Raw genomic sequence first — 26,520 nt, 5'->3', positions numbered from 1 at the left:
GAGTACATTTTTTGGGAACATCTGCTGTCTTGGGAGACACGCCATGGGAGTTGACGGTATTGGGGCACGTGCCCTGCGTAAGGAAGACAAGCGTTTCATCACCGGCAAGGGCCGCTACACCGATGATATGGTGTTGCCGCGGATGGCCTATGCGGCTTTTGTTCGCTCGCCGCATGCTCATGCCAAAGTAACAGGCATCGACGCCTCCGCCGCACTGGCGATGCCTGGGGTTGATGCCGTTTTGACCGGCGAACAACTCGTTGGCGATGGCATCGGCAACCTGATTTGCGGCTGGATGGTTCATTCCAAGGACGGGTCGCCCATGAACATGGGCGCTTGGCGCGCCTTGGAGCCTGAAATCGTGCGCCATGTTGGCCAGGCTGTTGCAGTGGTCATCGCGGACACCCAGGCACAGGCGCGTGACGCCGCCGACGCGGTGATCGTCGACTACGACGAACTGCCTGCGATCGTCGATGCGGTTGCAGCCATGGAGGCAGGAGCGCCTCAACTGCATCCCGAAGCGTCCAATAACCTGATCTATGATTGGGAAATCGGTGATGAGGCGGCGACGAACGCTGCGTTCGAGCAGGCGGCCCATGTCACACGCATGGACATCCATAACAATCGCCTGGTTCCGAACCCGATGGAACCGCGGGCGGCGGTTGCCGATTACAATGACGCAGAAGAGCACTACACGCTCTACACGACGTCCCAGAACCCGCATGTCGCGCGCCTTGTTCTCTCAGCCTTCTACAACGTCGCTCCTGAAAACAAGCTTCGCGTCATTGCGCCGGACGTTGGCGGTGGATTTGGATCCAAGATCTTCATTTATCCGGAAGAGATCGTAGCGCTCTGGGCATCCAAACGTGTTGGCCGTCCAGTCAAATGGGTGTCTGATCGGACCGAGGCTTTCCTGACGGACGCACACGGGCGGGATCACAAATCGCACGCCGAACTGGCTCTCGATGCCGACAACAAGATCATCGGCTTCAGGGTCCAGACAGTCGCTAATCTTGGTGCGTATATGTCGTTGTTCTCATCCTCGGTCCCGACATATCTCTATGCGACGCTTCTGTCGGGTCAGTATGACATCCCGGCCATCCATGCGAATGTGAAGGCGGTCTATACCAACACCACCCCGGTAGATGCCTATCGCGGGGCGGGGCGGCCTGAAGCGACTTTCCTGGTCGAGCGAATGATGGAAACCGCTGCGCGTGAGGTTGGGCTTTCCCCGGCAGAATTCCGCAGGAAAAACTTCGTTCGTTCCTTCCCGCATCAAACACCGGTGATCATGTGCTACGACGCTGGCGACTATGATGCCACGCTGGACGCTGCCTTGAAGGCAATCGACCATGACGGCTTCCCGGCGCGCAAGGCGGAAGCGGCGAGCCGCGGCAAACTGCGTGGCATGGGTCTCAGTTGTTACATTGAAGCCTGCGGCATTGCCCCTTCGGCAGCGGTCGGGTCTCTGGGAGCAGGTGTCGGCCTTTGGGAATCGGCCGAAGTTCGGGTGAACCCTGTCGGCAGCATCGAGGTGCTGACCGGATCCCACAGCCATGGTCAGGGACATGAGACGACGTTCGCGCAGCTCATCTCAGAACGCTTTGGCCTCGACACGGACAGCGTCAATATCGTTCACGGCGACACCGACAAGGTTCAGTTCGGGATGGGAACCTACGGTTCACGTTCGGGTGCTGTTGGCATGTCAGCTATCGTCAAGGCGCTCGACAAGGTTGAAGCCAAGGCCAAGAAAATCGCTGCCCATCTGATGGAAGCTGCAGAAGGCGACATCCAGATTGAAGGCGGTGAACTGAAAGTCGCCGGTACGGACAAGAAGCTGAGCTTCACAGAGGTCGCCCTTGCTGCCTACACGGCCCATAACCTTCCCGAAGGCATGGAGCCGGGTTTGAAGGAAGGGGCCTTCTATGATCCGACCAACTTCACGTTCCCGGCGGGCACATATGCTTGCGAGGTGGAGATCGATCCAGATACCGGCAAGACCGAGATCGTCAACTTTGTTGCGGCGGATGATTTTGGCAAGATCATCAACCCGATGATCGTTGAAGGCCAGGTCCATGGCGGACTGACGCAAGGCATTGGGCAGGCGCTTCTTGAAAACGCGGCCTATGATGAAAGCGGTCAACTCGTGACGGGATCCTATATGGATTACACCATGCCAAGGGCGGATGATGTGCCATCCTACCAGCTGCTGACCACGGAAACGATCTGTCCGGGCAACCCGCTCGGCATGAAAGGTTGCGGGGAAGCCGGGGCCATCGGATCGCCACCGGCCGTCATCAATGCGATCACCGATGCCATCAACAACAACGACCTGTCCATGCCGGCAACGCCGGAGCGCGTTTGGCAGGCAAGCCGGGCTGGCTTGCAGCAGGCAGCCGAATAAGGGAGACCGAGAGATATGTATGAAACATCTTATCATCGTGCCGGGTCGGTTGCCGATGCTGCGGCGCTGATGGCGAAAGCCGAAGACGGGAAATTTCTCTCAGGTGGCCAGACGCTGATTCCAACCATGAAGCAGCGTTTGGCAGCTCCGTCCGATCTGGTCGATCTCATGGGCATTGCCGAGATGACGGGAATTTCGGACGAGGGCAGCGCCATCAAGATCGGTGCCGCGACCACCCATCATGAGGTCGCTACCTCGCCTGTTGTGAGTGAAGGGATCCCCGGTCTCGCGTCGCTTGCTGCAGGTATTGGCGATCCGGCGGTCCGTCACATGGGAACACTTGGTGGATCAATCTCGAACAATGACCCGGCGGCTGATTATCCAGCCGCTTTGGTTGCTCTTGGTGCCACGGTGACGACCAGCAAGCGGAGCCTCTCGGCGGACGAATTCTTTGTCGGCATGTTCGAAACAGCCCTCGAAGAAGACGAGATCGTCACGTCTGTGAGCTTTCCGAAGCCGTCCCAAAGCGCTTATGCCAAGTATCCAAACCCGGCGTCACGCTACGCCATGGCAGGTGTCTTTGTGGCCAAGATGTCCGGCGGAGATGTCCGGGTCGCCGTCACTGGTGCTGGCCAGGACGGCGTCTTCCGGGTTGCTGAGATGGAAACTGCGCTCTCGAGCAATTGGTCAGCCGAGGCGGTTGCTGGCGTCTCGGTGGATGCTGGTGATTTGCTTGCCGACATTCATGGCTCAGCAGAATACCGCGCCAACCTGGTCACCGTGATGGCCAAGCGTGCGGTTGCCGCCGCCGGTTGATCTGATTAGCAAGGTCCTAGAATAAAGAAAGGGCGGCTCGTAAGAGCCGCCCTTTTTGTTGTCTGCGGTTTCGCCAGGATCAGGCCGCGGCGACCTCGTCGAGAAAACGTTCGACCTGCGCCTTCAAGGTTTCTGTCTTGGAAGACAGCTCACCAGAAGCGGTCAGAACCATATCGGCGGATTGTGTAGTCTGATCGACGGCCTGAGACAGTTCCGACATGTTTGACGACACCCGCGTGGTGCCTTGGGCCGCACGCTGAACATTCTGAGAAATTTCGGTCGTAGCCGACCCCTGCTGCTCGACCGCAGCGGAGATCGTGGACGTATAGCTGTCGACCTCTTCCATGATCTCGGTGATCTCGGCAATCGCCTCGGCGGAATCTCGGGTGGCGCTCTGGATTGCGGAAATCTGGCTTGAGATTTCTTCGGTCGCCTTGGAGGTCTGGGTTGCCAATTCCTTCACTTCCGACGCGACCACGGCAAATCCCTTGCCGGCTTCTCCGGCGCGCGCTGCCTCGATCGTTGCATTCAAAGCAAGAAGGTTTGTTTGCTCGGCGATGGCCTGAATCAGGGTGATGACTTCGCCGATCTTGGCTGCCGAGGCTGCAAGCCCTTCAACCTTTTCGTTGGTCGAGCGTGTGCCGATTGTGGCTTTGCCGACAACTTCCGTCGTCTGGGAGACTTGGCGTGAAATCTCACCGATCGAAGCTGCCAGCTCTTCCGCCGCGCTTGCGACCGTCTGCACATTCTGCGTAGCGTCGTCCGCCGCACCGAGTGTTTGCGTCGCATGGCCGGAGCTCTCGCGGGCAATTTCGGTCAGGCCCTGAGCCGTACGGTCCAGCCCTTCGGCGGTTTCTCCGACGGAGGTCAGAACCTCGGTTGCAGCCGCACGGAAGCCGGTGATCAGCTCTTCGATCTTTTGCTGGCGCGCGAGACGTCCTTCTTCCTCGCTGGCGCTTTCCGCCTGCAGGCGGGTGCGCTCAACCGCATTGTCGCGGAAGATCTGGACCGTCCGGTTCATGTCGCCAATCTCATCGCCGCGGTCTGCGCCCAGAATGTCGACATCCGTATTGCCTTCAGCAAGTTCGGACATGACGCTTGTGGTTCTCTGGATCGGCTTGGTCACTGCAAAATTGAGCGCAACAGCAAGACAGACACCCACAGCGATCGCCGCAAGCAGAGTGAGGCCGATAACGACCATGGCCTGCTGGCTGGAGGAGGTTGCCTGGGCCGACTGGCCTGCCGCAATCTTGCCGATCATGCTGCTGACGTCATCAGAAAGCGTGTTCAGGATATCCGTCTGGCGGGTGGCTGCCGACTTGGCTTCAACGATCCCCGCAAAGCCTTCCTGGAAGGCCGCAATGGCTTCTTCGGCCGCAGCGAGCTGACCTTTGATGGACGGAAATTCTTTCGTGCCGCCCGCCAGATTTTTCTCGGACGCGATAACCGTCTCGAGTTGCGCCAGAACTTCCGTTCCGTCGGTGATTTCGCTTGAAGACAGAAACTCGAGTGTTGATGCCTTTACGGTCAACGCGCCTGCATTGAGTGCGGCCGAGTTGCGGGAGATTGCGTCAATCTTCTGAAGGCGTTCCGTGGCAGTTGATGCCATGGTTTGAACTTTCTCGACCGCTGCCGTTGTCTTGCCGCGTATTTCGTTCGAAGCGACGGCCAGCGCCGTGATGGCATCCTTCACCTCAAGCTTGAGCGTGTAAACGGCCATGAAGTCAGTCGTCGACATCAGCTTTACGAGCTTTTCCGAAAGGTCTGTCGCCGCCGCAGACAACACGCCGAAGTCTTCTCCGGAAATGCCCTCGATCTTGGCATCCTTTAGCGCTGCTGCCTTGGGCGCGAGCTCTTCCGCTTTCGCCTTTGCGGCTTGCATTTTATCGCCTGTGAGAGACGTGCCGGCTTCATTGTAGAGGTTTTGGATAATCAGGGCGCCCTCTTCGAGAAGGGCGGCTGTCTTGCCGACCTTGCCTGCGTTCGCTTGCGTTTCGCTGGCGAGACGCGCTGCTTCGGACGCTTCACCACGAACTTTGGCCGCTTGGGCATCGATGGCCATCGCCACGGTGCCAAGTTCGGTGATCGCGTCGTTGACCTCGTTTTGGTAGGATTCGCGCTGACCCAGAACTGTCGTCAGATCAACAAAGGTGGTTTTCAAACCCTCGACGGCCTCAAGGGCCTCCGTCACACCTAGCTGAGCATCCGGGTCTCCATCGAGTGTGCCGTTAAGCTGCTCTAGATTCCCTGAGAGTTGATCAATGGAGGCGACTGTCGCTGTGGCGGCGGTCGGCTCGAGATTGTCCAGGTAGGCAGTCCGTTGCGCGGTCACATCCTGAAGTTGTGACATGACCTGCATCGCTTGATCGGCGCTCTGAAACCGGTTCGCGAGGCCGTTCACCGAGATTGCACCGACAGCACCCACGATCCCCGTTAGCAAGAGCACGGAACCAAATCCGCCCCCAAGCTTAAGTCCGATCCGAATGTTGTTGAAAATACTAAGTATTTTTGACATTGGAAGTTCCCACCCAGGTCTTTATGACCAATTATTCTGTCCCATCTGAGATCAGAATAGATTCTAAGTATAAATTCCGGGTAAATGAAAAACTTCTATATATCGGCGCTGATTTTCCTGATTTTGGACTTCTTGACCGGCTGGTTCCGGTCAAGAGGACCTAACGTTTCGGTCTTGTGATAGTATATCTTCCCAAAGGGAATGTAATCGCAGTCGTGAGAGTCAACCCATTGAATGTACGAGCTTTGTTTTCCTTCACCACCTGTATCAAACGTGCTGACCGCCGTTGATGTGGATCTCAGAGCCGGTGACATATGATGACGGATTGGTGCAGAGGAAGTGGATTGTATCGGCCACCTCATCCGGGCGGCCCAGCCGGCGCAGCGGAATATCGTCGATCATTTTTTCCGTACCCGGTGAAAGAATGGACGTGTCGATTTCGCCCGGCGCAATAGCGTTGACGCGGATGCCATGAGGTCCAAAGTCGGCCGCCATTTCCCGTGTCAGAGAAGACAGAGCGGCTTTGGAAGTCGCGTAGGCGGTGCCGGCAAATGGGTGGACTCTTGAGCCTGCGATGGAGGTCACATTCACGATGGAACCGCCCGCATTCTTGAGCTCGCTGAAGAGACCGCGGCCGAGCATGATTGGCGCAAAGAAATTGACCTGAAAGACATGGCGCCAGTTGTGCATCGGAGTGGTGATCGAGTCGAGCCGCTGCCCGTCGTCGCCCTTTGGGCTGATGCCGGCATTGTTGACGAGGGCATGCAACTTGGATCCGTGCGGCTCCAGCCGCTTGCGCATTTCCTGCACCGCATAGCCGAGGTTCTCCGGATCGGAAAGATCGACCTGAATATGATCCTCCGGACCCATCGGCCAAGGACACTTGTCGGAAAACGCATGGCGCGAACAGGTGATGACACGCCATCCAGCTGCCGAGAACCGCTTGACGGTCGCATGGCCGATGCCGCGGCTGGCGCCTGTCAAGACAATCGTGCGTCTTTCATCAATCGAGTTCTCGTCGGTCATCCAGATTGCCTTGATCTCATATTTTCGTATTGCTACGGGAAAGTTGACTTTTTGGGTTCACTTTAGTTTAAGCGCAGGAACCCATCTATGACAGAATAGATCGAAAAAACGAAACGTTGTGGGTCCCGGGATGATCATCTGTTCGTGTAATGTGTTGTCAGACAAGCAGCTCCGCAAGGCGGCAGAAGAAATGCGTGCGGATCCAAACGGAAAAGTTCCCACCCCCGGCGCCGTGTTTCGTCATCTGGGGTGTCGTCCAAGGTGTGGCAGCTGTTTTCCCTCGGTCATTGACTTGATCCACGAAAAGGGATCAGAAGAGACGGCAGCCGCCAGTGACGGCTATAGCCGGCTCAAGACGGCCACAGGCAGATAACCAGCAGGGAGAACGCTCGATGAAGGGCAACACGCAGGTCATCGAGTATCTCAACAAGGCCTTGCGTCACGAGTTGACTGCGGTCAACCAGTACTGGCTGCACTCTCGCCTTCTTCGGAACTGGGGTTTCACCAAACTCGCCAACAAAGAGGCCGAGGAGACGCTGGAAGAGCGCGGTCACGCGGACCAGATCATTGAACGGATCTTGTTTTTGGAAGGCTATCCAAATCTCCAGGTACTCGACCCAATGCGCATCGGGACAACCTTGAAGGACTGCCTGGAAGGCGATCTTGCGGGCGAATATGCCGCACGGGCTCTGTATCACGAGGCACGCATGGTGTGCCACGAGGCAGAAGATTACGTGTCCATGAAACTCTTCGAAGCGCTGCTGGGAGATGAGGAGGGGCACATCGACTTTCTGGAGACCCAGCTCGAGCTGATCGAGCGCATTGGCATCGACCGTTACGGGTTGCTTCAGTCTACGTCTGCCGACGTCAGTACCTAAGTCAGGCCATTTGCGAGAGCGCCACTGGCTCTGTTCATCAAAGCTCTACCAGATCACCGCCAGCTGCATCTGCGTCTTCCTTGTCGTGAGTGACCAGCAAGACGGGCAGACCCCGTTCCCGCGCGAGTCTGAAAACGAGATCGCGCAGATCGGCGCGGCGAGACTGGTCCAGGCTTGAGAACGGCTCGTCCAGAAGCAAGGCTTCGGGTTCCGCCAGCAGCAGCCTCATCAGAGCTATTCGCGTTTGCTGGCCGCCCGACAACGTTGCGGGATCGCGATCTGCAAAATCGTCCATGCCGATATCGCAAAGAGAAGCCTCTACTGCAGTCGCTCTTTCGTGTTTGGTCATGCCGCCATTTGGCAGGCCGAAAAGAAGATTGTCGCGAACGGACATATGTGGAAACAGCAGAGGTGACTGAAACATAAAACCGACATGCCTGTCCTGGGGGGAGAGGGTGGTTATGTCGCGGTTGTTCAGAATGAGCCTGCCGGTCGCCTCGAAGGGCGGTCGCAGAAAACCACCCACATATTCAAGAAGCGTCGATTTGCCCGCCCCGCTGTCGCCCATCACTGTCAGGACGTCCCCCGGTGCAACGGTCTTGGACAAACTGAGCAGAGTACGGCCGCCGAGCGATATCTTCACATCTTTGAGCATGAGCCCAAGGGTCATCTGATCACTTTCATGGCGGCTCGGTTCCGAAACAGCAGGGCCGGGATAGCGGCGGCTACGCTAAATCCGATCAGAGGTACCAGTAACTGCAATGTCCCATAGAGGGCAATCAGGGGCCGGTTGCCACCGCTCGAAAGGGCGAGACTTTCGGTGGTGATGGTCACGACACGGCCGGCTCCGATCATCAGCGTCGGAAGATATTGACCGACGGAAACGGCCAGACCGACTGCAAGAGCAACAAGCAAGGGGCGAAGCAGCAGAGGTAGCCGAACCATCAGGAAAATGCGGTTTGCAGAGGACCCAAGACTGGAAGCGATCTTGGCGAAGCGCGGGTCGAGTTCGTTCCATGGGTCTTTCAGGGAAAGATAGACGTAGGGCAGTACAAAGATGAGATGGCCGAGGCCAACGGCGAACATGGTTCCGTCCAGATGAAGTCTGGCGAAAAGCACCTGCAAGCCGAAAAGGAATGACACTTGCGGAACAAGCAGGGGCAGAAAGACGAAACCATCGAAAGCCGCTTTTTCAGCGCTCGAAACGCCACGTGCCCGCGTTTTGGCCTCAAGGTGCCAGAGAACGAGTATACCGGCGATCAGCGACGCTGGAATGCCGATGGCCAGGGTTGTGAGCAAAGGCGCACCTGCGACCTCTCCCAGTCCAGTCCAGAGTTTCGCGGTGAGGGCAGCGGGTAAACTGTCCGGGAACCACCAGCTTTTCGTGACCGACCAAATCGGCAGCAATAAAATGCCGGCGACCATGCCGCCGACGACGATCGACATACCCGCAAGGACTGAAAGGTTGAACGGTCTATCGCGTCGGTGTCTCTTGCCAGAGGCGCTGTGCCCAAGTCTTCTGGCAATTCGCTCGAGCAAAAACCAGATCAACAAAGCAAGTCCAGACAGGGCAAGTTGCAAGAGGGCCGCCGCGGAGGCCTGAAAGCGGATCGCTGGATCCGGGTCCGCCATCCAGCCCATAATCCGTGGGGCAAGAGGAGCCGGTGTCGTGGGCCCCAGAATCTGTGCCATGTCGACAACGGAAGTCGAGTAGACAAGCACCGCCAAGACGGGCAGGCGGATACGGCTGTAGACCTCTGGCAGACATGCCTTCAGGAAACCGGCCGTTCGGCCATATCCAAGTGTGGCCGTCACCTTCATCTTCCGAAAGCTATCTGTCTGCGGCAGCACTGCGAGTGTCATCAGGAACAGGAACGGCACTTCCTTCATGATGAGGCCGAGGGTCATGGCCACGCCAAAGGGGTCGTTGAGAATGAGCAGGTCTGGCGGTCGATCAAAGCCGGTTGCCCATGGCGACAGCAGACGCACAAGGAAGCCGCTCGGCGCGATCAGGAACGCGAGGCCAAAGGCGGCGGCTGCATGCGGCACGGCAAGGAGCGGGGATAATAGGCGCCGCACGAGCTTGAATGCTGGCGTGCCCATCCAGCCCGCAACAAAGAGCATGGTAATGGCGAGTGAAAGCACTGTCGCCGCGAGCCCGGTGCCGAGGCTCAGGCCGATGGAACGGAATATGCCGGGAGTCGCGAAAAGGTCCCTCAAGGGCCTAAGAGACAGTTCCTGCCCGCCAAGTGCCGGCAGGTAGCCGAAGGCGGGGAGGAGCGTCCCTGCAAGGCCGGCCAAGAGTGGCCCGACGAGCAGTAGGACCACCAACGCAGTCGGCAGGCGGCTCATCATCAATCTGTCCCGCCGAGGTCATACCAGGCCGTCAAAGGCTCACGAACCACCGTAGCGCGCAGCCCAGGCTTTTTCCAAAGCTGCCACCCAGCTCGGGTGGGGTTCAGGAAGTGTCGCGCCGAGGTCATCAGGTCTCAGTGTTGCAGGACCAAGGTCGATTGCTGCAAAGGTTGCCTTGTCGGCATCAGGCAGCTTTGCCACATCAAGAACCGTGGGGTCGCCCCAAACTGCAGGGTTCTGCTTGCGCGCCTGGGCCTCCGGTGAAAGCAGGAAGTTGGCCAGAGCCATCGCACCTTCTTTGGCGGAGCTGTTGAAGGGGATCGCTACAAAGTGGGTGTTGCCAATGGTGCCGCCGTCAAAAACGAAACTGCGTGCGCTTGCTGGCAGCTCATCATTCGCGATCGCGCTGGATGCATCCCCCGGATTGAAGGTGATCGCAACGTCGAGTTCTCCATCGGCCAGCAGCTGACGCATCTGGGCCGCATTTTGCGGAAAGGCCTGTGCCTTGCGCCACATGTTTGGGTGCAGTTCGTCGAGATAGGCAAAGAGTGGTGCGACGTCCTTGTCAAAGCGATCGGCAACCACGGGCTTTGAGAGCTTTGCCGGGTCGTCGATTGTCGAAATCAGGACCTGCTTGAGAAATGTCGAGCCGTGAAAGTTGGGCGGCTGAGGATAGCTGATCCGGCCGGGGTTTTCGGCAGCATGAGCGGCAAGGGCCGCGAGGCTCCTGGGCGGCTTGGGAAGCCGGGCCTGGTCATGTATGAACACCAGCTTGGCCATGCCCCACGGGCTTTCCTGGCCATCTGTCGCTACTGTGAAATCCGAGAGCACGGTCGGCTTGCCGATGACATCCACATATGTCCAGTTCGGCAAGGATTGGGCCCATCCTGGAGCTGCGAGCAGCTGCTGGGCCTTGAGGGTGCGAAAGTTCTCGCCGTTGATCCAGACCAGGTCAACACTTCCGACTGTCTCACGTCCCGCCGTTTTTTCGGCGATGATCTGGGTTACGACGCCTGCCGTATCGGCCACCTTCACATGGTTGACCGTCACGTCATGGCGTTTTTCGAGTTCCGAAGCCGCCCATGCGATGTAATCGTTGATGCGCGGCTCACCGCCCCAGGCGTGAAAGTAGACGGTTTGTCCTTTCGCTGCCTCCAGGGTCTCAGCCCAGTCATCATCCGCGGCTGCGGCAGGCAAAGCCAGGGCGCCGGCGAAGGCGGTGGCGAAAAGCAACTTTCCCAGATGAGTGTGAAGATCTTTGATGCGCATCGCTTGCCCCTTCAACTTGTTGCCTTTCTCTGACGTGCCTGGGTGTTACCGGTCAAGACAATGCTTTGTGAAGCTCGGTGATCGCAAGCTCAGACAGGCAGGACGTGCGTGTCCTTGATTTCCTCCATGACGGCGTAGGTGTGAGTTTCACGAACACCGGGCAGGGTCAGGATGACATCAGACAGAAACCGGCGATAGGCCTCCATGTCGAGAACCCTGCTCTTCACAAGGTAATCAAATCCACCCGCCACCATGTGGCATTCGAGAATGTCTGGCGACCGTTCCACGGCGTATTTGAAGGCGTCGAAGATCTCGGGAGATGTGCGGTCGAGTTTTATTTCGACAAAGACGAGAAGCCCACGCCCGACCTTCGACGGAGCGAGCTTGGCTGCAAAGCTTTCGATGAAGCCGTCTCGGATCAGACGTTTGGTTCGCTCAGCGGTCGCGGTGGCCGACATACTGATGCGCTCGGACAGTTCCGTGTTGGTGACCCGGGAGTCCTTTTGAAGTTCTGACAGGATTTTCCGATCAGTTCGATCCAGATCCGTGAAATTCACCACCAAAGCCTCAGTTCTATAAAAATTTCTCCAAATATAGGGCAAAAATCAGAGGATATAAATTCAAAATATAACACAAACTGAGAAATCAACGTTGTCGCGCGGGCGTTCGGCTGCCGCCGCTAGGGAGTTCTTGTCATGAGTGCTGATATGGCTGTTTTCCAGGAAGGCATGGATCAACTCGGCGTCGAGCCATTTCGCGCTGCCTACGCGCCCGATGACCAACCATTGGTGCGCCGCCTTCTCGCAGAGACAGCGCTGGCTCCGGAGATCGAGGCAAAAATCAATGCGCGCGCCGAGGGCTATATCAACGACATGCGGTCGACGGCAGTTGGCCTCGGCGGCGTCGAGGACTTCATGCGGGAATTCGGCCTGACGACTAGAGAAGGCCTGGCGATGATGGTTCTCGCCGAGGCACTTCTGCGCGTACCCGACGCAGCGACTGCGGATCGCTTGATTGAAGACAAGCTGGCAGCGGCTCGTTTCGATGACCCAAGCGGACCAAAATCGGATACCTGGCTTGTGTCTGCGTCATCCTGGGCGCTGGGCGTTACCTCCCGTCTTCTGCATCCCGGCGATACGCCGCAGAGCATCCTTGGCTCACTGGTCAAGCGAATGGGCATGCCGGCGGTTCGCACGGCAACCAAGAAGGCGATGAGATTGCTCGGCCACCAATTTGTGCTTGGCGAAACCATCGCTCGCGCTCTCGACCGCGCAAAGACACAGGAAGCCAAGGGCTATCGCTACTCCTACGACATGCTGGGCGAAGGAGCCCGGACGGCAAGGGACGCGGAGCGCTATTTCAAGTCTTACGCGGATGCGATTGACGCTATTGGTAAGGCGGCCGGCTTGGAGAAACTGCCGAACCGGCCCGGCATCTCGGTCAAGCTCTCGGCGCTTCACCCAAGGTATGAAGCGGTCAACGGTGAGCGGGTTCGAGACGAGGTGGTGCCTCGCCTGATCAAGTTGGCCGAGATGGCGCGGTCGTACGATCTTAATTTCACCGTCGATGCGGAAGAGGCAGATCGTCTTGAACTGTCGCTGGATATCATCGCAGCCGTGCTGGCGGATCCGGTCACAAAAGGCTGGGATGGTTTCGGCCTTGCTGTCCAAGCTTATCAAAAGCGTGGCTGTGAGGTGATTGATTGGCTGATCGCCGCTGCGCGTCATCACGATCGGCGTTTGATGGTGCGGCTCGTGAAGGGCGCATACTGGGATACAGAGATCAAACATGCTCAGGAGCAGGGCGCGGCCGGCTACCCTGTCTTTACTCGCAAGGCGGCCACGGATCTGTCCTATCTTGCCTGCGCCAAACGCATGCTTGCCGCTAGGGATGTTCTTTACCCGCAGTTCGCCACACACAATGCACTGACCGTCGCCCAGATCGCGGAGATCGCAGGCAACAACGAAGGCTACGAATTCCAACGCCTTCATGGCATGGGAGAAAGTCTCTACAAGTCTGTGTGCGAACGCGACGGCTATGCTTGTAGAATTTACGCTCCCGTCGGCGGCCACAAGGATCTGTTGGCCTACCTGGTGCGCAGGCTCCTCGAGAACGGCGCCAATTCCTCATTCGTGACAATCGTGGGGGACAGCTCCGTACCCGTTGAGGCCCTGCTTCGCCCGGCGTCAGAGATTCTGGAGGCGGGCAAACATGCCTCCAACAGATCTATCCCACTGCCTTCAGATCTCTATGGCTCCAGCCGTCAGAACTCCGATGGTATCGAATTCGGGTGCGCTGCCGAGCGTCATGAGCTGGTCGATGGCATGGCTAAGACCGTTGCTCCGACCACGGATGCAAAGCCGCTTGTTGGGGACCGGGATGTCTCAGGTAAGGCGGAACAGGTGCTTTCGCCCGCCGACGGACAGACTGTTGTCGGAACCGTCGTCAATGCAACCAGTGAGCTTGCAAAAACGGCTATGGATGTCGCAAGCCAGGGGTTCGAAACCTGGTCTCGTCGACCTGTTGAAGAGCGGGCTGAAGCACTTTCGAAAATGGCCGATCTGCTGGAGCAGAACAGAGATCGGTTGATGGCCTTGCTGAGCCTGGAGGCAGGCAAGACACTGCCCGACGGCATCGCCGAGATTCGCGAAGCGGTGGACTTTTGCCGGTATTATGCGGATCAGGCGAACGCACTGTTCGGCGAAGGCATGCTCATGCCGGGACCAACGGGTGAGGAAAACAGGTATCGATTGCGGGGCCGCGGAGTTTTTGTTTGTATTTCGCCTTGGAATTTCCCGTTGGCCATCTTCCTCGGGCAAGTAAGCGCGGCGCTCGTCGCAGGCAATGCGGTTGTGGCCAAAGCGGCGGAGCAGACCCCGCTGATAGCCTATGAAGCGGTTCGCCTTTTCCACGAAGCCGGTGTCCCGATGGATGTCTTGTGCTTCCTGCCGGGCGATGGTGCTGTCGGAGCGGCTCTGACTTCGGATCCGCGGGTCGCAGGCGTCGCCTTTACCGGGTCCACCGAAACCGCTTGGGCCATCAATCGCTCGCTCGCAGAAAAGCGGGGGCCGATTGTGCCCTTGATTGCCGAAACCGGCGGCATCAATGCGATGCTCGTTGACGCCACGGCGCTGCTGGAACAGGTCTGCGATGACGTCATGATGTCGGCTTTCAGATCGGCTGGACAGCGCTGCTCGGCTCTTCGCTTACTGTTTGCGCAGGCTGATGTCGCTGACGATCTGCTCCAAATGCTCGAAGGCGCTGCTGATGAGCTTGCCTTGGGAGATCCAAGGTCGCCCGCCACGGACATTGGTCCGGTGATTGATGTAGAGGCGCGGGACGGCATTCTGGCGCATGTTGAATACATGCAGGATACGCAGACACTTCGATATCAGGGCAAAACCCCGCAAGGCGCTCTCTCGGACGGCTCTTGGGTCGCTCCGCACATCGTCGAACTTGATCGAGCAGAAGCACTGACCAAGGAGGTGTTCGGCCCCGTTCTGCATGTGGTTCGCTATCAGGCCAAGGACATCGACAAGGTGCTGGAGACGATCGCTGCCAGCGGTTATGGCCTGACCCTCGGCGTTCACAGCCGAATAGATGCCACGGTCAAAAAGGTTGTCGATAGGCTGTCCGTGGGCAATGTCTACATCAACCGCAACACGATTGGCGCTGTTGTCGGCACTCAACCTTTTGGCGGGTCTGGTCTCTCTGGTACCGGTCCAAAGGCGGGCGGCCCCGCTTACCTTCAACGCTTTGCCCTGGAGCAGGTTGTCTCGATCAACACAGCCGCGGCCGGCGGAAACGCCAGCCTTGTTGCAGCTTCCGACGATTGAGGTGCTATCCCGTCTGCTAGTGTCAGCAGACGGCTTGGCGGCGCTGTTGTAGCTTAGCCTCGGGAATGGCCGTCGAAAGGGTTGGTCGAGTCTGCGGCAACGAGGAGCCTTGCGTCGCTTGGCAACCGGTCCTCGGAGAGCCCGCCGTCCTTGAGCACGTGCTTGCCGGCCTGGATGAAGTCCTGGAGCGTTCCGCTGAACGGCGTATAGGCCTTGTGCTCTAGCCAATGTGCATAGGTGCCAGTGTCGTCGTCGGCGCGAGCGTGGAGAGCATCTTCGAGGTCGTCCCGGAAAACTTTCATGTCACTTGGAAGAACGCCGAGCGCATTCTGCTCGATCTGTCCGCTTTCGAAAGTTAGTTGCACAAGGGGAGACAAGGACGTCAGCCCAAGGTCCGCGATTGCGGTCATCCACGCAATCCAAAGCAGATTATCCGGCTCCGGGGCGACGGTTGTTGGAAACTGCCTCAGCTTTTCTGCGGCGACGTCCAACGGCAGGTGTCCGTCAAGGACGTTAAAGGTCCAGCAACGCAGAAAGGCTTCGCGAACCAGCCAATCCGTTCTCGGTGAGGCGACAATGTCCCAGCAGGCATCTGCCTGGTCGGCTCCGAGAGCCATCAGCGCACGAGGAATGGTGTCACCGACGGAGTCGTGTACAAGTGCTGCTGCTTTTTGGCTGTCGCTGCAAAGGATCGCGCTAAGGGGTTTGAAGGCTTCTTCTATCCTGAGCGCGGCGAGCAGATGAATGCCAAAGAACAATGCATCGTGTTCCTCGGCGCTCACCGGCAGTCCCCGGGTTTCGCGTTCGAGCAACAGAAGAAAAGTCGGCACGCAGGCGGCAGGTGTTTCGAGGCAAAACGAAAGCGTTGGCCATGGTAGGTCGTCGCGTTCTGCCAGCCCTGCAACAATGTCCTGTCGGTTCATGTCACGATCCTCACATCGCAGTGTAGCATACGCAACCTTCAACCAGGATCGTCTACGTTTTTTTCCTGGGTTTCACCCGGCTCGTCGCCTCCGCGTTCAGCGGGTCATCCGGCCACGGGTGCTTTGGATAGCGCCCCTTCATCTCTGCCTTTACGTCGGCCCAGGACCCCGCCCAGAACCCGGGCAGGTCACGTGTCACCTGGATGGGGCGATGAGCCGGAGAAAGCAGTGCCAGCGTCAACGGGATTTTGCCGCCGCACACGTAGGGATGCACGGATTGTCCGAAAAGTTCCTGGACACGGATCGAGATGCTTGGACCGCTTTCCGCACCATAGTCGATGGGCGCCCTGGTGCCGGTCGGCGCGATGAAATGTGTGGGCGCGAGCCGATCCAGCTTGGCCTGTACATCATGAGGAAGCAGGCTGCTGAGGGCATCACCCAGACACGCAGCGTCGATATCGTCGATTGACCTCAGGCCTGCTAGGAAAGGCCCAAGCCAGTCCTTCAGGCTTCTTGTGAGGCTTTCGTCGGAAAGATCGGGCAGATCGGCTTGCCCGTTTTGGCGAAGGTAACTGATGCGGCCGCGAAGGCGCAGTTGCTCCTTGCTCCAGGACAACCTTGCCGAACCCCGTTTTCCGAGTTCCTCAACCATTGCCTCTTCAACAGCGGCAGGGTCTGGCGAAGAGATCTGTCGCGATTCCAGTTCTACCGCGCCAAAACGACGAATACGCCGCGCGCTGATGCTCCCGCCCTTTTCAAGGCGAACCTTGTCTTCTTCCACGATGTCGTGTCCGAAGTGGTGCTCGATTTCACTCTTGGTGATGGGAGCGCAGGTCATGATTCTACCGTTGGCTGCACGTCCTTGAATGTCTGCGACGACCAAGAAAGGCGCTACAGCCAGTGCGTGTTCTTCCGGTAACGCCGCGCCCCGGCCATTTGAAAGGCGAAATCGTCCACGAGGCCCACGCGCATCGGCAATCCTGTCGGGATACGCAAGAGCAAGCAACCAGCCAGCGTCTTCAAGGTCTATGGACCCGCTATCCTTCCGTCTGCCCTCGCTCTTGTTGAGCAGCGCGAGCCAACGCTCTGCCATGGAACGGGAAGCCTGGGCTCGTTTTGAACTTGTATCGCGCAGTTGCCGCAGCTGTTCGCGCAGATCCGGATCTCGGCCACCAAGTCCTGGCTCTGAAAGCAGCACCGCGAGATAAGCGGCGGTGCGCCCTGCTCCCTCGCGTTGTCCTTCATTCAGCATATGGGCAAGGCGAGGGGAGAGTGGCAGTCTGCCGAGAGCCTTGCCTTGAGAGGTCAGCTGCTGATTGGCGTCGAGAGCGCCAAGCGAGCGCAGAAGAGACAGCGCTTCTGCCCACGCCCCCGCGGGCGGCGGGTCGAGAAACGCCAGCTGACTTGGATCCAGCGTACCCCAGGATGCCAGGTCCAGCGCCAGAGCGGAGAGGTCTGTCTCGAGAATTTCGGGCGTTTCATGAGCAACGAGAGCAGCTGTCTGGGCTTCATCCCAAAGGCGGTAGCAAACACCAGGCTCGGTTCGGCCCGCTCGCCCTCGCCGTTGATCTGCTGTGGCGAGCGAAACCCGAACCGTCTCAAGCCGGTTCAACCCGGTTTGAGGTTCGTATTTTGGAACTCTGGAAAGTCCGCTGTCGATGACCACTCGCACGCCTTCAATTGTCAGCGATGTCTGGGCGATGGCGGTCGCCAGGACGATTTTCCTTGTGCCAGGCTCGGCAGGGCGAATTGCAAGATCCTGGGCTCTGCCGTCCAATGCACCATAGAGCGGAGCGAGCACGCAGTTTTGTGGGAGGGTGTCGGCGAGCAGATCGGCAGTTCGCTTGATCTCAGCCTGCCCCGGAAGAAACACCAGAACCGATCCACTCTCCTCATCAAGTGCCTTGCGAACAGCTTTTGCGATTTGAGGCTCCAGCCGATCTTGCGTTCGTCGGCCGAGGTAATGCGTCTGAACGGGAAAGCTGCGCCCCTTGCTTTCGATAACCTCGCACTCGCCCATCAGGCGGGAGACGGTTGCGGCATCGATCGTGGAGGACATCGGTAAGAGCCGTAGATCTTCGCGAAGCGCTCCCTGGACGTCCAGCGCCAGGGCGAGGCCAAGATCGCCGTCCAGAGATCTTTCATGAAATTCATCGAACAAGACGGCTGCGATCCCGGCAAGTTCGGGATCATCAAGGATCATGCGGGTGAAAATGCCCTCGGTGATGACCTCGATCCGCGTTTTCGGGCCGACCCTCGTGTCCATGCGAACGCGGTATCCTACGCGTTCACCGACGGCTTCCCCCAGTTCCGAGGCCATGCGTTGGGCTGCGGCACGCGCGGCAAGGCGTCTGGGCTCAAGCACAAGAATGCGCCTGTCCCCACGCCAAGGCGCGTCGAGCAGAGCAAGCGGCACACGCGTGGTCTTGCCGGCGCCAGGATCTGCAACCAGAACGGCGTTCGACGTCTCTTCAAGAGTGGATGTCAGCTTGCCAAGAACGGCATCGATCGGAAGTGGCGTTGAAGAGGCGCTCGTGGACATGAGGCCTAGCCGGTGGCGTTCGACACGACTGTCTCGCGGCTCCAGCGGCGCCCTTTAAGTTCGACGACGAAGCGGTCGGGAGATCGTGCGAAGGCCACAAGGCCTTCGAGTGCCGGATTGCCATGACGAACAATATAGGTGGGTATGGCGCTCATTAGTGATTGATGCGGGGCCTTCGCCTCAAACGAGCGACGGAATTGACCATCGGTCAGAAAGCGATCGATCCGTGGTGTCACACCACCAGTCAGGTAGACGCCGCCGCGCGCGAGAAGCGAGAGTGCGAAATCCCCGGCAACACGACCCAGCGCGCGCGCAAAGGTCTCGAGTGTCTTTGTTGCGACCGCGTCGTTCGCCTCTGCCGCTTGAGTGATATCGGCTGCGGTCTCGAAAGATCGCTCCAAATTCATTGAGAGGCTTACACCACGGGCAAGTCGCGGCAGGCCTGAGCCACTGAGGATCTGTTCCGCGCCAAGCCGTCCGCCAACACGTTCAATCTTTTCGAAAATCGGAAAGTCTTCTTCCGTGACCGGGCCGATCTCGACATGACCTCCTTCGCCGGGAACCGGGATCCAGGTGTCCGCGGCATGGATCATCGCAGCGGCACCAAGGCCGGTTCCTGGCCCAAGGACAAACTTGGTCGATGCCGGGCGAGGGGCGCCCCGTCCAACCTGCTCGATGTCCGAACCCTCAAGATTTGGCAACGCAAGCGCCTGCGCTTCGAAGTCGTTGACGATAATGACATCGTCGAGGGACAGGTCTTCGATCAGCTTCAGGGGTTCGATGACCCAGTCGGCATTTGTCAATGGGATCTTGTTGCCCGTTACTGGACCTGCCACGGCAATGATGGCTGTGCGCGGTTGCGCGCCGCTCGCCTTGTCGAGAGTTGCCCGTATGGCGCCGGAAATATCCGAATGATCGGCCGTTGCAGTCGGCACGCAGAATTCAGTCTCTGTGTCAGGTCCATGCACCAGAGCAAAACGCGCATTCGTGCCGCCAATGTCCGCGACAAGAATTGGATAGGCGAAGGTGGCAAGGAACTGATTGGGAAGACTCATATGGCCGATACGCTGATTTCAGGTGTTGTAGAGGTTGTTTTTAAACCGGTTAAACGTGCAGAGCGAAGAAGAATTTCAGCCGTTGCCAAATTCAGCGCCATCGGGAGGTCGTAAACCAGAGCCAATCGCATCAGTGCCTTGACGTCCACGTCGTGCGGCATCGGGCTCAGGGGATCGACGAAAAAGATCAGGCCGTTCAGTCGCCCCTCGGCGATGAGGGCGCCAATCTGCTGGTCGCCGCCGAGCGGGCCGCTCTTCAGGCGGGTAATATTCAGACGGCTACAGCCTTCCTCGATCCGTCCGCCAGTCGTGCCGGTCGCGACCAAAGTGAAGGGCAGCAGCTTCTCTTCATTTCTGACTGCGAAGTCGACCATAGCGTCTTTCTTCGCGTCGTGGGCGACAAGGGCAAGCATAGGCCGGGTGTTCATGCGTCATCCTCTGCAACTGATTTGGCAAGCCAAGACAGATGTACAGGGATTTCCCGGCAGGGGTAAAGGATAAGGCGAAAAGATCCCACGTGGAGCGGCGGATAAGGTCGCCCCCGGCGTATATTCTAGAAAGTTTCTATGGCTCGGAGCGTTTGCCCCGAGCGCATCATCTAGTCAAACATTGAACAGCGAACCGGCTTGCGCGCAGAGACTTTACGCACGAGCGGTTCTTCAAAACTGAGGCCGGCAATCTCCATGACGAGTTTCATCCGGATTGCATCCTCAAAGCCTTCCTTCGATCTGACGGGGATTGCAAAAGACCCGGGCCCGCCTATGACACAGTCTTCATAGTAGTGATCGAGATTCAGCATTGCCTGCCAGGAATTGGCATTGGCTTTCATCATCAAGGGAAGGCCATTGATCGTCACGCCTGATGAAAGCAACTTGTCACGTATCTGGGTGACGGAGCCGCCCTGATTGTTCGGACCATCGCCGGAGATGTCGATGACGCGCCGAAGGCCATTGTACTTGTTCGCCTGCACGAGCTCGACTGACTTGGAAAGCGCCGAGGCGATAGACGTTCGCTGAACCTGCCGTAGCGGGGCCTCAGCGATATGGGATGCGAAGGCAGAGGCAGACGCCTTGTCCTGTATGACCATCCATTCGGCGACCATGAAGTGTTCGTCAACGCCGCCCCACTCCATGTAGGCAACGGCAATACGTCCTATTGGACCGTATTTGACGGCTTCCAGTACCTCATCAGATGTTAGGGCTGCAACATAGCCTGCCCTTTGGACTTCCTGTTCTTCCGTGTCCATTGACTGCGAAATGTCGACCGCAAGGACGAGCTCGACGTCGACTTCATTGGCAGGATCATAGTTGAAGGTATAGCCGTATTTGACCGGCATGGTGAAATCGCGGGCATGGGATGGGACTGTAAATATGCCTGAGACAAGGCCGGCAAGCAGGGACGCACCGGCAACGCAAACCGTTTTCTTGTATGTGTCGAGACGCATGACTTGTGCTCCTATTCTGACCCGAAGGTTGATTAGTCACGTCTCCCCCTTTTCTATTAGAGGCCGAATTTCTTAGCGCTTCGTTCCTCGTGAAAATCGCGGATTATCTGGAACCTTCCTTAGCTGTCAAAACTACGTTGCTTGATAGTCAACCTATGAATACTGCTTGATTTCGCTTAACTGGCAAAGCGAAAAAGCGCACGTAGTGCATATATTCCACAGGAAGAGTGGTGAGAGGTCGAGAATCAGTCGAGCGAGAGGGCTTTTGATCGCGGAAAGGGCGCAATTCGCGCGGCGCCTGCACTTATCTTAGGCGCTCAGCCTGCGGCGTAAGCAGCCTTGCTCTAAACTTCGAAAAGGATTGCGAATCTGGGACTTTTTACCGGCAAGACGCTTGACGGCATGGGGCTGCCCGGGCAAACATCCGAATAAATTCTCAGTCGGTGAAGATTTTTTCGGGCCACGAGAGTTGAGGGCAGGGCTGCGGGAGCCTTCTTCTCGGTTGTTCTGACATCGTATTTGCTACGGCAACTGCGAACAAGGCCTCAGATCTGATGAGGCTCTTAGTAGAGGTGGTGACACGCCCATGCAGGCGCGCGACGACGATTGGACGAATTATCTTGCGATCAGAGCCGCATGGCTGTCCTTCGTCGGTGGGCGAACGCAAGGCGAGATCGCGTCTCAACTTGGCATCTCGCCAGCGAAGGTGCATCGCCTGATCGCTCACGCCCAAAAGGCCGGATACGTCAAGTTTCACGTTGAAGGACGGCCGCTCGAGTGTCTGGAGCTTGAAGAACTTCTCGCAGATCAGTTCAACCTGAGGACCTGTATCATTGCGCCGGATCTAGGTGCGGGGGATCAGGAGAGCGCAATTCGCGCAGTGGCATCCGCAGGGGCTCATGTTCTTGCTGGAATTCTGGGCTCACCAGACGTCAAGAAAGTCGGCGTGGGCATGGGTCGCACGCTCAAGGCCGCCGTTGAGGAAATGCCGCGGCTTGCGCGGCCGGACCTCGCGGTTATGTCGATCTGCGGATCTCTGACGCGCACGCTTGCTGCCAATCCCTATGATGTCGTGCAATTGCTTCAGGACCGGACCGGCGGCGAGGGCTACTACCTGCCGGTGCCTTATTTCGCGGAAACGCTCGAGGAAAAGGAGATGTTCCTTGGGCAGCGCAGTGTTCAGGATCTGCTCGGTCGGGCGCGCAAGGCTGACGTGTTTGTTGTCGGCATCGGCTCCGTTGAAGAAGAAGGGCATCTCATCCAAAGAGGGATGATCACGGCCCAGGAGCAGGAAGAACTGGACCAGAGTGGCGCAGCGAGCGACCTCATGGGCAGGTTCTTGACACTGGACGGCGAAGTTGCGCCAGTCCGCATAGGAGATTGTGCTGTCGGCCTTCATTTCAATGAAGTCAAAGGCAGTCGACTTATTGCACTGGTGGGCGGTGAGACCAAGGTCGATGCGACCCTTGCTGCACTGCGCGCCGGTGTCATTACCGACCTGATTGCAGATGAAACCCTTGCGAGGGCTTTGCGTGATCGGATCGGATTAAAGCTGGCGCAATCCGCCTAAAGCGGATGCGTCAAGAGGGGAAGTAATGAGGAACCGCCCCGCTGGGCGGCTCAAAGTGTCGGAGGACATACAAGTGAAGAAGCTCCTGACGATTAGCGTGGCTCTTGCAGGCGTCGCGTTTTCGACGGCCGCTATGGCCGCAGACATCAAGCCCGCAGTCCTTTACGATCTTGGCGGAAAGTTCGACAAGTCGTTCAACGAGGCTGCCTACACCGGTGCCGAAAAGTTCACTGCGGACACCGGCGTCGCCTACCGCGATTTCGAAATTCAGAACGACAGCCAGCGTGAACAGGCGCTGCGCAATTTCGCCAAGCGCGGTCAGAGCCCGATTGTGGCGATTGGCTTCTCTCAGGCCAACGCTGTTGAGAAGGTCGCCAAGGAATTTCCGGACACTCAGTTCGCAATCGTCGACATGGTCGTCGACCTACCGAACGTTCGCTCGATCGTCTTCAAGGAACACGAAGGCTCCTACATCGTAGGCATGCTTGCCGCGATGGCCTCTGAAACCGGCAAGGTTGGTTTCATCGGCGGGATGGACATTCCGCTGATCCGTAAATTCGCCTGCGGCTACAAGCAGGGCGCATTGGCCGTCAACGCGGATGCGGAAGTCTTTGAGAACATGACGGGCACGACCGGCGCAGCCTGGAACGATCCGGTGAAGGGCGGCGAATTGGCCAAGTCCCAGTTCGACCGTGGTGCCGACGTTGTTTATCACGCAGCCGGCGGCACGGGCATTGGTGTGCTTCAGGCAGCTGCGGATGCTGGCAAGCTCGGCATCGGCGTCGACAGCAACCAGAATGCTCTGCATCCCGGATCTGTCCTGTCATCCATGCTCAAGCGCGTTGACGTTGCCGTCTACAGCGCATTCGAAGATGCCAAGAACGATGCCTGGACATCGGGCTTTTCCGTTCTCGGTCTCGCCGAAGGTGGCGTTGATTGGGCGCTCGACGAAAACAACGAGAAGCTGATCACCCCGGAAATGAAAGCCGCTGTCGACAAGGCGCGCGCCGGCATCGTCTCCGGAACGATCACGGTTCACGACTACATGGCCGATCAGAACTGCCCGTTCTAAGGCCTTTGATCTCCCCGCATCGGTCGCAATGGCTGGTGCGGGGATTTTGATTTTGCGTTGGGTGCTGACGGTCCGGCGTACTCAAGATTGCTGTTGCCCGGAAAGGGCCGACAGCTGAAGAGCATGTGATCTGAAAACATGACACAACGGGACCCGGTTTCCTGGACGAGGGCTGAGACATGACGCCGGCAATCGAACTTCGGAAGATCAACAAGAGCTTCGGCCCTGTCCACGCCAACAAGGAAATTGACCTTGTCGTGGAAAAGGGGTCGATCCACGGCATCATTGGCGAAAATGGAGCCGGGAAATCGACGTTGATGTCGATCCTCTACGGGTTTTACCAGGCTGACCGCGGCGACATTCTCATATCCGGAGAAGAGGTTTCGATCGCCGATTCCAAAACAGCGATCTCGCTCGGTATTGGAATGGTGCATCAGCATTTCATGCTGGTCGATAACTTCAGCGTTCTTGAAAACGTCGTTCTTGGCGCTGAGGGCAGTGCGAGACTGGCTGGTGGACTGTCCAAGGCACGCAAAGAGCTCAAGCGTCTGGAGGACGACTATGAACTCCGCGTCGATCCGGATGCCCTGATCGGCGATCTTCCCGTTGGGTTGCAGCAAAGGGTCGAGATCTTGAAGGCGCTTTTCAGAGGTGCGGAGATCCTGATCCTCGACGAGCCGACAGGTGTCCTGACACCGGCGGAAGCAGATCACCTCTTTAAGATCCTCGAAGTTCTGAGGGATGAGGGCAAAACGGTCCTTTTGATCACCCACAAGCTGCGTGAAATCATGGCGATCACCGATACGGTGTCTGTCATGCGCCGCGGTGAGATGGTTGCGACACGCAAGACGGCCGAAACCTCGATGGAAGACTTGGCCGAACTGATGGTCGGCCGCCGCGTATTGCTCCAGGTCGACAAAAAGCCGGCGCAGCCCAAGGAAAAGGTTCTTGTGGTGGACGGGCTGAACGTCGTGGACAGCCGCGGCGTTAAGGTCGTCAAAAACGTTTCCTTTGATGTCCGTGCCGGTGAGATCGTTGGGATCGCAGGCGTCTCAGGCAACGGCCAGTCCGAACTGCTGGAAACCCTTGCGGGCATTCGCAGCGCCAGCAAGGGGACGGTCTGGATAGATGGTGAGCTGATCGATTTAGAGAAGCGGGACGTCAACGCGGCATCCATGCGTCAGAAAAACATGGGCCACGTTCCGGAAGATCGTCACCGAATGGGTCTTGTGACCTCCTTCGCCGAATACGAGAATGCCATTCTCGGCCATCACAACGATCCTCGATACTCGAACGGCATGTTGCTTGACGTCGCGGGGATCAAGGAAACGGCACGAATGGAGATCGAAAAATACGATATTCGGCCGCCAAATCCATTGCTCAAAACGGCCAATTTTTCAGGTGGCAATCAGCAGAAGATTGTTCTCGCCCGTGAGATCGAACGCGATCCGACCGTGCTTCTCGTCGGTCAGCCGACGCGGGGCGTCGACATTGGGGCGATCGAATTCATCCACAAGCGGTTGATTGAGTTGCGGGACGCCGGAAAGGGCATTCTGCTGGTCTCTGTCGAACTCGATGAAATCAGGGCGCTGGCTGATCGGGTGCTTGTCATGTTCGATGGCTCCATTGTGGGGGAACGCGCACCAGATGCAGACGAAAGCGAGCTGGGCCTGCTGATGGCCGGTGTACACGGAGAAGCGAAATGAGCGCCGGACAACTGCCACGTTGGGTCGATTTCGGCTTAATACCGGCCCTTAATCTAATTGCGGCCTTTTTTGTGTCCGGGCTGGTGGTGCTTCTGATCGGCGAGAACCCTTTGGAGGCCGTTGAAATTCTGCTTTGGGGTTCGCTCGGATATGGCGAGGGCATTGGCTTTACGCTCTTCAATGCGACGAGCTTTATCTTCACGGGGTTGGCGGTCGCGGTGGCGTTTCACGCAGGGCTCTTCAACATCGGCGGTGAGGGGCAGGCCTATGTTGGCGGTCTCGGTGTCGCCTTTGCCTGTCTGGCGCTTGATCGCTACGTCCCCTGGTGGGTCACATTACCATTTGCTGTGGCCGGCGGCGCGCTCTTCGGAGCGGCTTGGGCGTTGATTCCAGCATGGCTGCAAGCGACGCGTGGAAGCCACATCGTCATCACCACCATCATGTTCAATTTCATCGGCGCAGCCTTGATGGGCTATCTGCTCGTTGATGTGATCGCCAAACCAGGGTCGATGCAACCCGAAACCCGCACCTTCGAGGATGGAGGGCGCCTGCCTTTGCTGGACAACCTGATACCCGGAGATTTTTTCGGGACATCACAGGTGAACTTGTCGCTTGTCATCGCCCTGATCTGTTGTTTCCTGGTTTGGGCTCTGATCTGGCGGACTCGGCTAGGCTATGAAATCCGGACGTTCGGCGCAAATCCCACTGCCGCCGTCTATGCAGGCATCTCCCCGGTGCGCATCACGATCGTCACCATGCTGATTTCCGGCGCCATGGCCGGGCTTATGGCGATCAACGAAATCATGGGTGCTCAGCACCGGCTGCTGATTGAATTTGTTGCGGGGTACGGTTTCGTGGGCATCGCGGTTGCGCTGATGGGGCGCGCTCATCCGGTCGGGATTGTGCTGGCAGCGATTTTGTTCGGCATGCTGTACCAGGGCGGGGCGGAGCTTTCTTTCGAAAAACCCGCCATCACGCGCGATATGATCATCGTGATCCAGGGGCTGGTGATCCTCTTCGCCGGCGCCCTTGAGTACATGTTCCGGCCGGCCCTTGTGCAGCTTTTCAGCTTCGCCGGGGCTCCTGCTGGCCAGGCGGATTAGGAGAAA

At 58.0% G+C, this 26,520-nt stretch carries 20 protein-coding genes; 9 read left to right on the top strand and 11 right to left on the bottom strand.

Going from position 1 to position 26,520, the window contains the following annotated elements; all coding sequences use genetic code 11:
* The first annotated feature begins 43 nt into the window (after positions 1-43).
* Together IG617_RS18860 and IG617_RS18855 are read left to right on the top strand one after the other, a co-directional pair.
* Complete coding sequence (locus IG617_RS18860; RefSeq protein ID WP_192110799.1) at positions 44-2,404, top strand: xanthine dehydrogenase family protein molybdopterin-binding subunit; 2,361 nt, start codon at positions 44-46, stop codon at positions 2,402-2,404.
* Between the two features lie 15 nt (positions 2,405-2,419).
* On the top strand, positions 2,420-3,220 hold the full coding sequence (locus tag IG617_RS18855; RefSeq protein ID WP_192110798.1) for an FAD binding domain-containing protein: 801 nt from the start codon (positions 2,420-2,422) through the stop codon (positions 3,218-3,220).
* A 79-nt stretch (positions 3,221-3,299) separates the two neighbouring features.
* Here IG617_RS18855 and IG617_RS18850 read toward each other — a convergent pair whose 3' ends face one another.
* Both IG617_RS18850 and IG617_RS18845 read right to left on the bottom strand, forming a co-directional pair.
* Positions 3,300-5,735: a methyl-accepting chemotaxis protein gene (locus tag IG617_RS18850; protein ID WP_209008611.1), complete on the bottom strand. Its 2,436-nt coding sequence runs from the start codon at positions 5,733-5,735 to the stop codon at positions 3,300-3,302.
* Positions 5,736-6,002: 267 nt separating this feature from the next.
* The gene (locus IG617_RS18845) at positions 6,003-6,761 is read right to left on the bottom strand and encodes an SDR family NAD(P)-dependent oxidoreductase (protein WP_192110797.1); all 759 of its coding nucleotides are present in this window, start codon (positions 6,759-6,761) and stop codon (positions 6,003-6,005) included.
* A 130-nt stretch (positions 6,762-6,891) separates the two neighbouring features.
* Between IG617_RS18845 and IG617_RS18840 the strand changes: the two genes are divergently transcribed.
* Both IG617_RS18840 and bfr read left to right on the top strand, forming a co-directional pair.
* The gene (locus IG617_RS18840) at positions 6,892-7,134 is read left to right on the top strand and encodes a (2Fe-2S)-binding protein (RefSeq protein WP_192110796.1); all 243 of its coding nucleotides are present in this window, start codon (positions 6,892-6,894) and stop codon (positions 7,132-7,134) included.
* A gap of 19 nt (positions 7,135-7,153) precedes the next feature.
* A complete protein-coding gene (bfr, locus tag IG617_RS18835) occupies positions 7,154-7,639 on the top strand; it encodes a bacterioferritin (RefSeq protein ID WP_192110795.1) in 486 nt (161 codons plus the stop codon).
* Positions 7,640-7,676: 37 nt separating this feature from the next.
* Here bfr and IG617_RS18830 read toward each other — a convergent pair whose 3' ends face one another.
* From IG617_RS18830 to IG617_RS18815, 4 genes are all read right to left on the bottom strand, one after another.
* Positions 7,677-8,309: an ATP-binding cassette domain-containing protein gene (locus IG617_RS18830; RefSeq protein ID WP_192110794.1), complete on the bottom strand. Its 633-nt coding sequence runs from the start codon at positions 8,307-8,309 to the stop codon at positions 7,677-7,679.
* Positions 8,306-9,994 carry an ABC transporter permease gene (locus IG617_RS18825; protein ID WP_192110793.1) on the bottom strand — a complete coding sequence of 563 codons (1,689 nt, stop codon included), beginning with the start codon at positions 9,992-9,994 and terminating at the stop codon, positions 8,306-8,308. The genes IG617_RS18830 and IG617_RS18825 overlap by 4 nt, the downstream gene beginning before the upstream one ends.
* Positions 9,995-10,033: 39 nt before the next feature.
* Positions 10,034-11,263, bottom strand: a complete 1,230-nt coding sequence (locus IG617_RS18820) for an ABC transporter substrate-binding protein (RefSeq protein ID WP_192110792.1) — start codon at positions 11,261-11,263, stop codon at positions 10,034-10,036.
* A gap of 89 nt (positions 11,264-11,352) precedes the next feature.
* Entirely contained in the window at positions 11,353-11,823 is a 471-nt protein-coding gene (locus IG617_RS18815; protein ID WP_192110791.1) for an Lrp/AsnC ligand binding domain-containing protein, read from the bottom strand.
* Positions 11,824-11,958: 135 nt separating this feature from the next.
* Here IG617_RS18815 and putA point away from each other — a divergent pair, with 135 nt between their 5' ends.
* Positions 11,959-15,099, top strand: a complete 3,141-nt coding sequence (gene putA, locus IG617_RS18810) for a bifunctional proline dehydrogenase/L-glutamate gamma-semialdehyde dehydrogenase PutA (RefSeq protein WP_192110790.1) — start codon at positions 11,959-11,961, stop codon at positions 15,097-15,099.
* A 53-nt stretch (positions 15,100-15,152) separates the two neighbouring features.
* Here the strand turns inward: putA and IG617_RS18805 are convergent, their stop codons facing one another.
* From IG617_RS18805 to IG617_RS18785, 5 genes are all read right to left on the bottom strand, one after another.
* Positions 15,153-16,022, bottom strand: a complete 870-nt coding sequence (locus tag IG617_RS18805) for a hypothetical protein (RefSeq protein WP_192110789.1) — start codon at positions 16,020-16,022, stop codon at positions 15,153-15,155.
* 52 nt (positions 16,023-16,074) lie between these two features.
* Complete coding sequence (hrpB, locus tag IG617_RS18800; protein WP_192110788.1) at positions 16,075-18,564, bottom strand: ATP-dependent helicase HrpB; 2,490 nt, start codon at positions 18,562-18,564, stop codon at positions 16,075-16,077.
* 5 nt (positions 18,565-18,569) lie between these two features.
* Positions 18,570-19,619, bottom strand: a complete 1,050-nt coding sequence (glk, locus tag IG617_RS18795; RefSeq protein ID WP_192110787.1) for a glucokinase — start codon at positions 19,617-19,619, stop codon at positions 18,570-18,572.
* Positions 19,616-20,047, bottom strand: a complete 432-nt coding sequence (locus IG617_RS18790; protein WP_192110786.1) for a methylglyoxal synthase — start codon at positions 20,045-20,047, stop codon at positions 19,616-19,618. The genes glk and IG617_RS18790 overlap by 4 nt, the downstream gene beginning before the upstream one ends.
* A 170-nt stretch (positions 20,048-20,217) precedes the next feature.
* Positions 20,218-20,955: a DUF1194 domain-containing protein gene (locus tag IG617_RS18785; protein ID WP_420826162.1), complete on the bottom strand. Its 738-nt coding sequence runs from the start codon at positions 20,953-20,955 to the stop codon at positions 20,218-20,220.
* A 694-nt stretch (positions 20,956-21,649) separates the two neighbouring features.
* Here IG617_RS18785 and IG617_RS18780 point away from each other — a divergent pair.
* The 4 genes from IG617_RS18780 to IG617_RS18765 all read left to right on the top strand — a co-directional run bounded on the left by IG617_RS18780 (position 21,650) and on the right by IG617_RS18765 (position 26,514).
* Positions 21,650-22,633, top strand: a complete 984-nt coding sequence (locus IG617_RS18780) for a sugar-binding transcriptional regulator (protein WP_192110784.1) — start codon at positions 21,650-21,652, stop codon at positions 22,631-22,633.
* Between the two features lie 73 nt (positions 22,634-22,706).
* Positions 22,707-23,705, top strand: a complete 999-nt coding sequence (locus IG617_RS18775) for a BMP family ABC transporter substrate-binding protein (protein ID WP_192110783.1) — start codon at positions 22,707-22,709, stop codon at positions 23,703-23,705.
* A gap of 179 nt (positions 23,706-23,884) precedes the next feature.
* Complete coding sequence (locus tag IG617_RS18770; protein WP_192110782.1) at positions 23,885-25,411, top strand: ABC transporter ATP-binding protein; 1,527 nt, start codon at positions 23,885-23,887, stop codon at positions 25,409-25,411.
* Complete coding sequence (locus tag IG617_RS18765; protein ID WP_192110781.1) at positions 25,408-26,514, top strand: ABC transporter permease; 1,107 nt, start codon at positions 25,408-25,410, stop codon at positions 26,512-26,514. Before IG617_RS18770 ends, IG617_RS18765 begins: the two co-directional genes overlap by 4 nt.
* Positions 26,515-26,520 lie beyond the last annotated feature (6 nt).

Origin of the sequence: Roseibium polysiphoniae, from assembly GCF_014842925.1 — a bacterium.
Classification (GTDB): domain Bacteria; phylum Pseudomonadota; class Alphaproteobacteria; order Rhizobiales; family Stappiaceae; genus Roseibium; species Roseibium polysiphoniae.
The sequence above is the reverse complement of the archived record's forward strand: the minus strand, read 5'-3'. Positions and strand labels throughout refer to the sequence as shown.

What these genes read in the sequence shown, in the direction of transcription:
- IG617_RS18860 (WP_192110799.1), top strand. Translation starts at nt 44, where the DNA reads ATGGGAGTTGACGGTATTGGGGCACGTGCCCTGCGTAAGGAAGACAAG.
- IG617_RS18855 (WP_192110798.1), top strand. Translation starts at nt 2,420, where the DNA reads ATGTATGAAACATCTTATCATCGTGCCGGGTCGGTTGCCGATGCTGCG.
- IG617_RS18850 (WP_209008611.1), bottom strand. Translation starts at nt 5,735, where the DNA reads ATGTCAAAAATACTTAGTATTTTCAACAACATTCGGATCGGACTTAAG.
- IG617_RS18845 (WP_192110797.1), bottom strand. Translation starts at nt 6,761, where the DNA reads ATGACCGACGAGAACTCGATTGATGAAAGACGCACGATTGTCTTGACA.
- IG617_RS18840 (WP_192110796.1), top strand. Translation starts at nt 6,892, where the DNA reads ATGATCATCTGTTCGTGTAATGTGTTGTCAGACAAGCAGCTCCGCAAG.
- bfr (WP_192110795.1), top strand. Translation starts at nt 7,154, where the DNA reads ATGAAGGGCAACACGCAGGTCATCGAGTATCTCAACAAGGCCTTGCGT.
- IG617_RS18830 (WP_192110794.1), bottom strand. Translation starts at nt 8,309, where the DNA reads ATGACCCTTGGGCTCATGCTCAAAGATGTGAAGATATCGCTCGGCGGC.
- IG617_RS18825 (WP_192110793.1), bottom strand. Translation starts at nt 9,994, where the DNA reads ATGATGAGCCGCCTGCCGACTGCGTTGGTGGTCCTACTGCTCGTCGGG.
- IG617_RS18820 (WP_192110792.1), bottom strand. Translation starts at nt 11,263, where the DNA reads ATGCGCATCAAAGATCTTCACACTCATCTGGGAAAGTTGCTTTTCGCC.
- putA (WP_192110790.1), top strand. Translation starts at nt 11,959, where the DNA reads ATGAGTGCTGATATGGCTGTTTTCCAGGAAGGCATGGATCAACTCGGC.
- IG617_RS18805 (WP_192110789.1), bottom strand. Translation starts at nt 16,022, where the DNA reads ATGAACCGACAGGACATTGTTGCAGGGCTGGCAGAACGCGACGACCTA.
- hrpB (WP_192110788.1), bottom strand. Translation starts at nt 18,564, where the DNA reads ATGTCCACGAGCGCCTCTTCAACGCCACTTCCGATCGATGCCGTTCTT.
- glk (WP_192110787.1), bottom strand. Translation starts at nt 19,619, where the DNA reads ATGAGTCTTCCCAATCAGTTCCTTGCCACCTTCGCCTATCCAATTCTT.
- IG617_RS18790 (WP_192110786.1), bottom strand. Translation starts at nt 20,047, where the DNA reads ATGAACACCCGGCCTATGCTTGCCCTTGTCGCCCACGACGCGAAGAAA.
- IG617_RS18785 (WP_420826162.1), bottom strand. Translation starts at nt 20,955, where the DNA reads ATGCCGGTCAAATACGGCTATACCTTCAACTATGATCCTGCCAATGAA.
- IG617_RS18780 (WP_192110784.1), top strand. Translation starts at nt 21,650, where the DNA reads ATGCAGGCGCGCGACGACGATTGGACGAATTATCTTGCGATCAGAGCC.
- IG617_RS18770 (WP_192110782.1), top strand. Translation starts at nt 23,885, where the DNA reads ATGACGCCGGCAATCGAACTTCGGAAGATCAACAAGAGCTTCGGCCCT.
- IG617_RS18765 (WP_192110781.1), top strand. Translation starts at nt 25,408, where the DNA reads ATGAGCGCCGGACAACTGCCACGTTGGGTCGATTTCGGCTTAATACCG.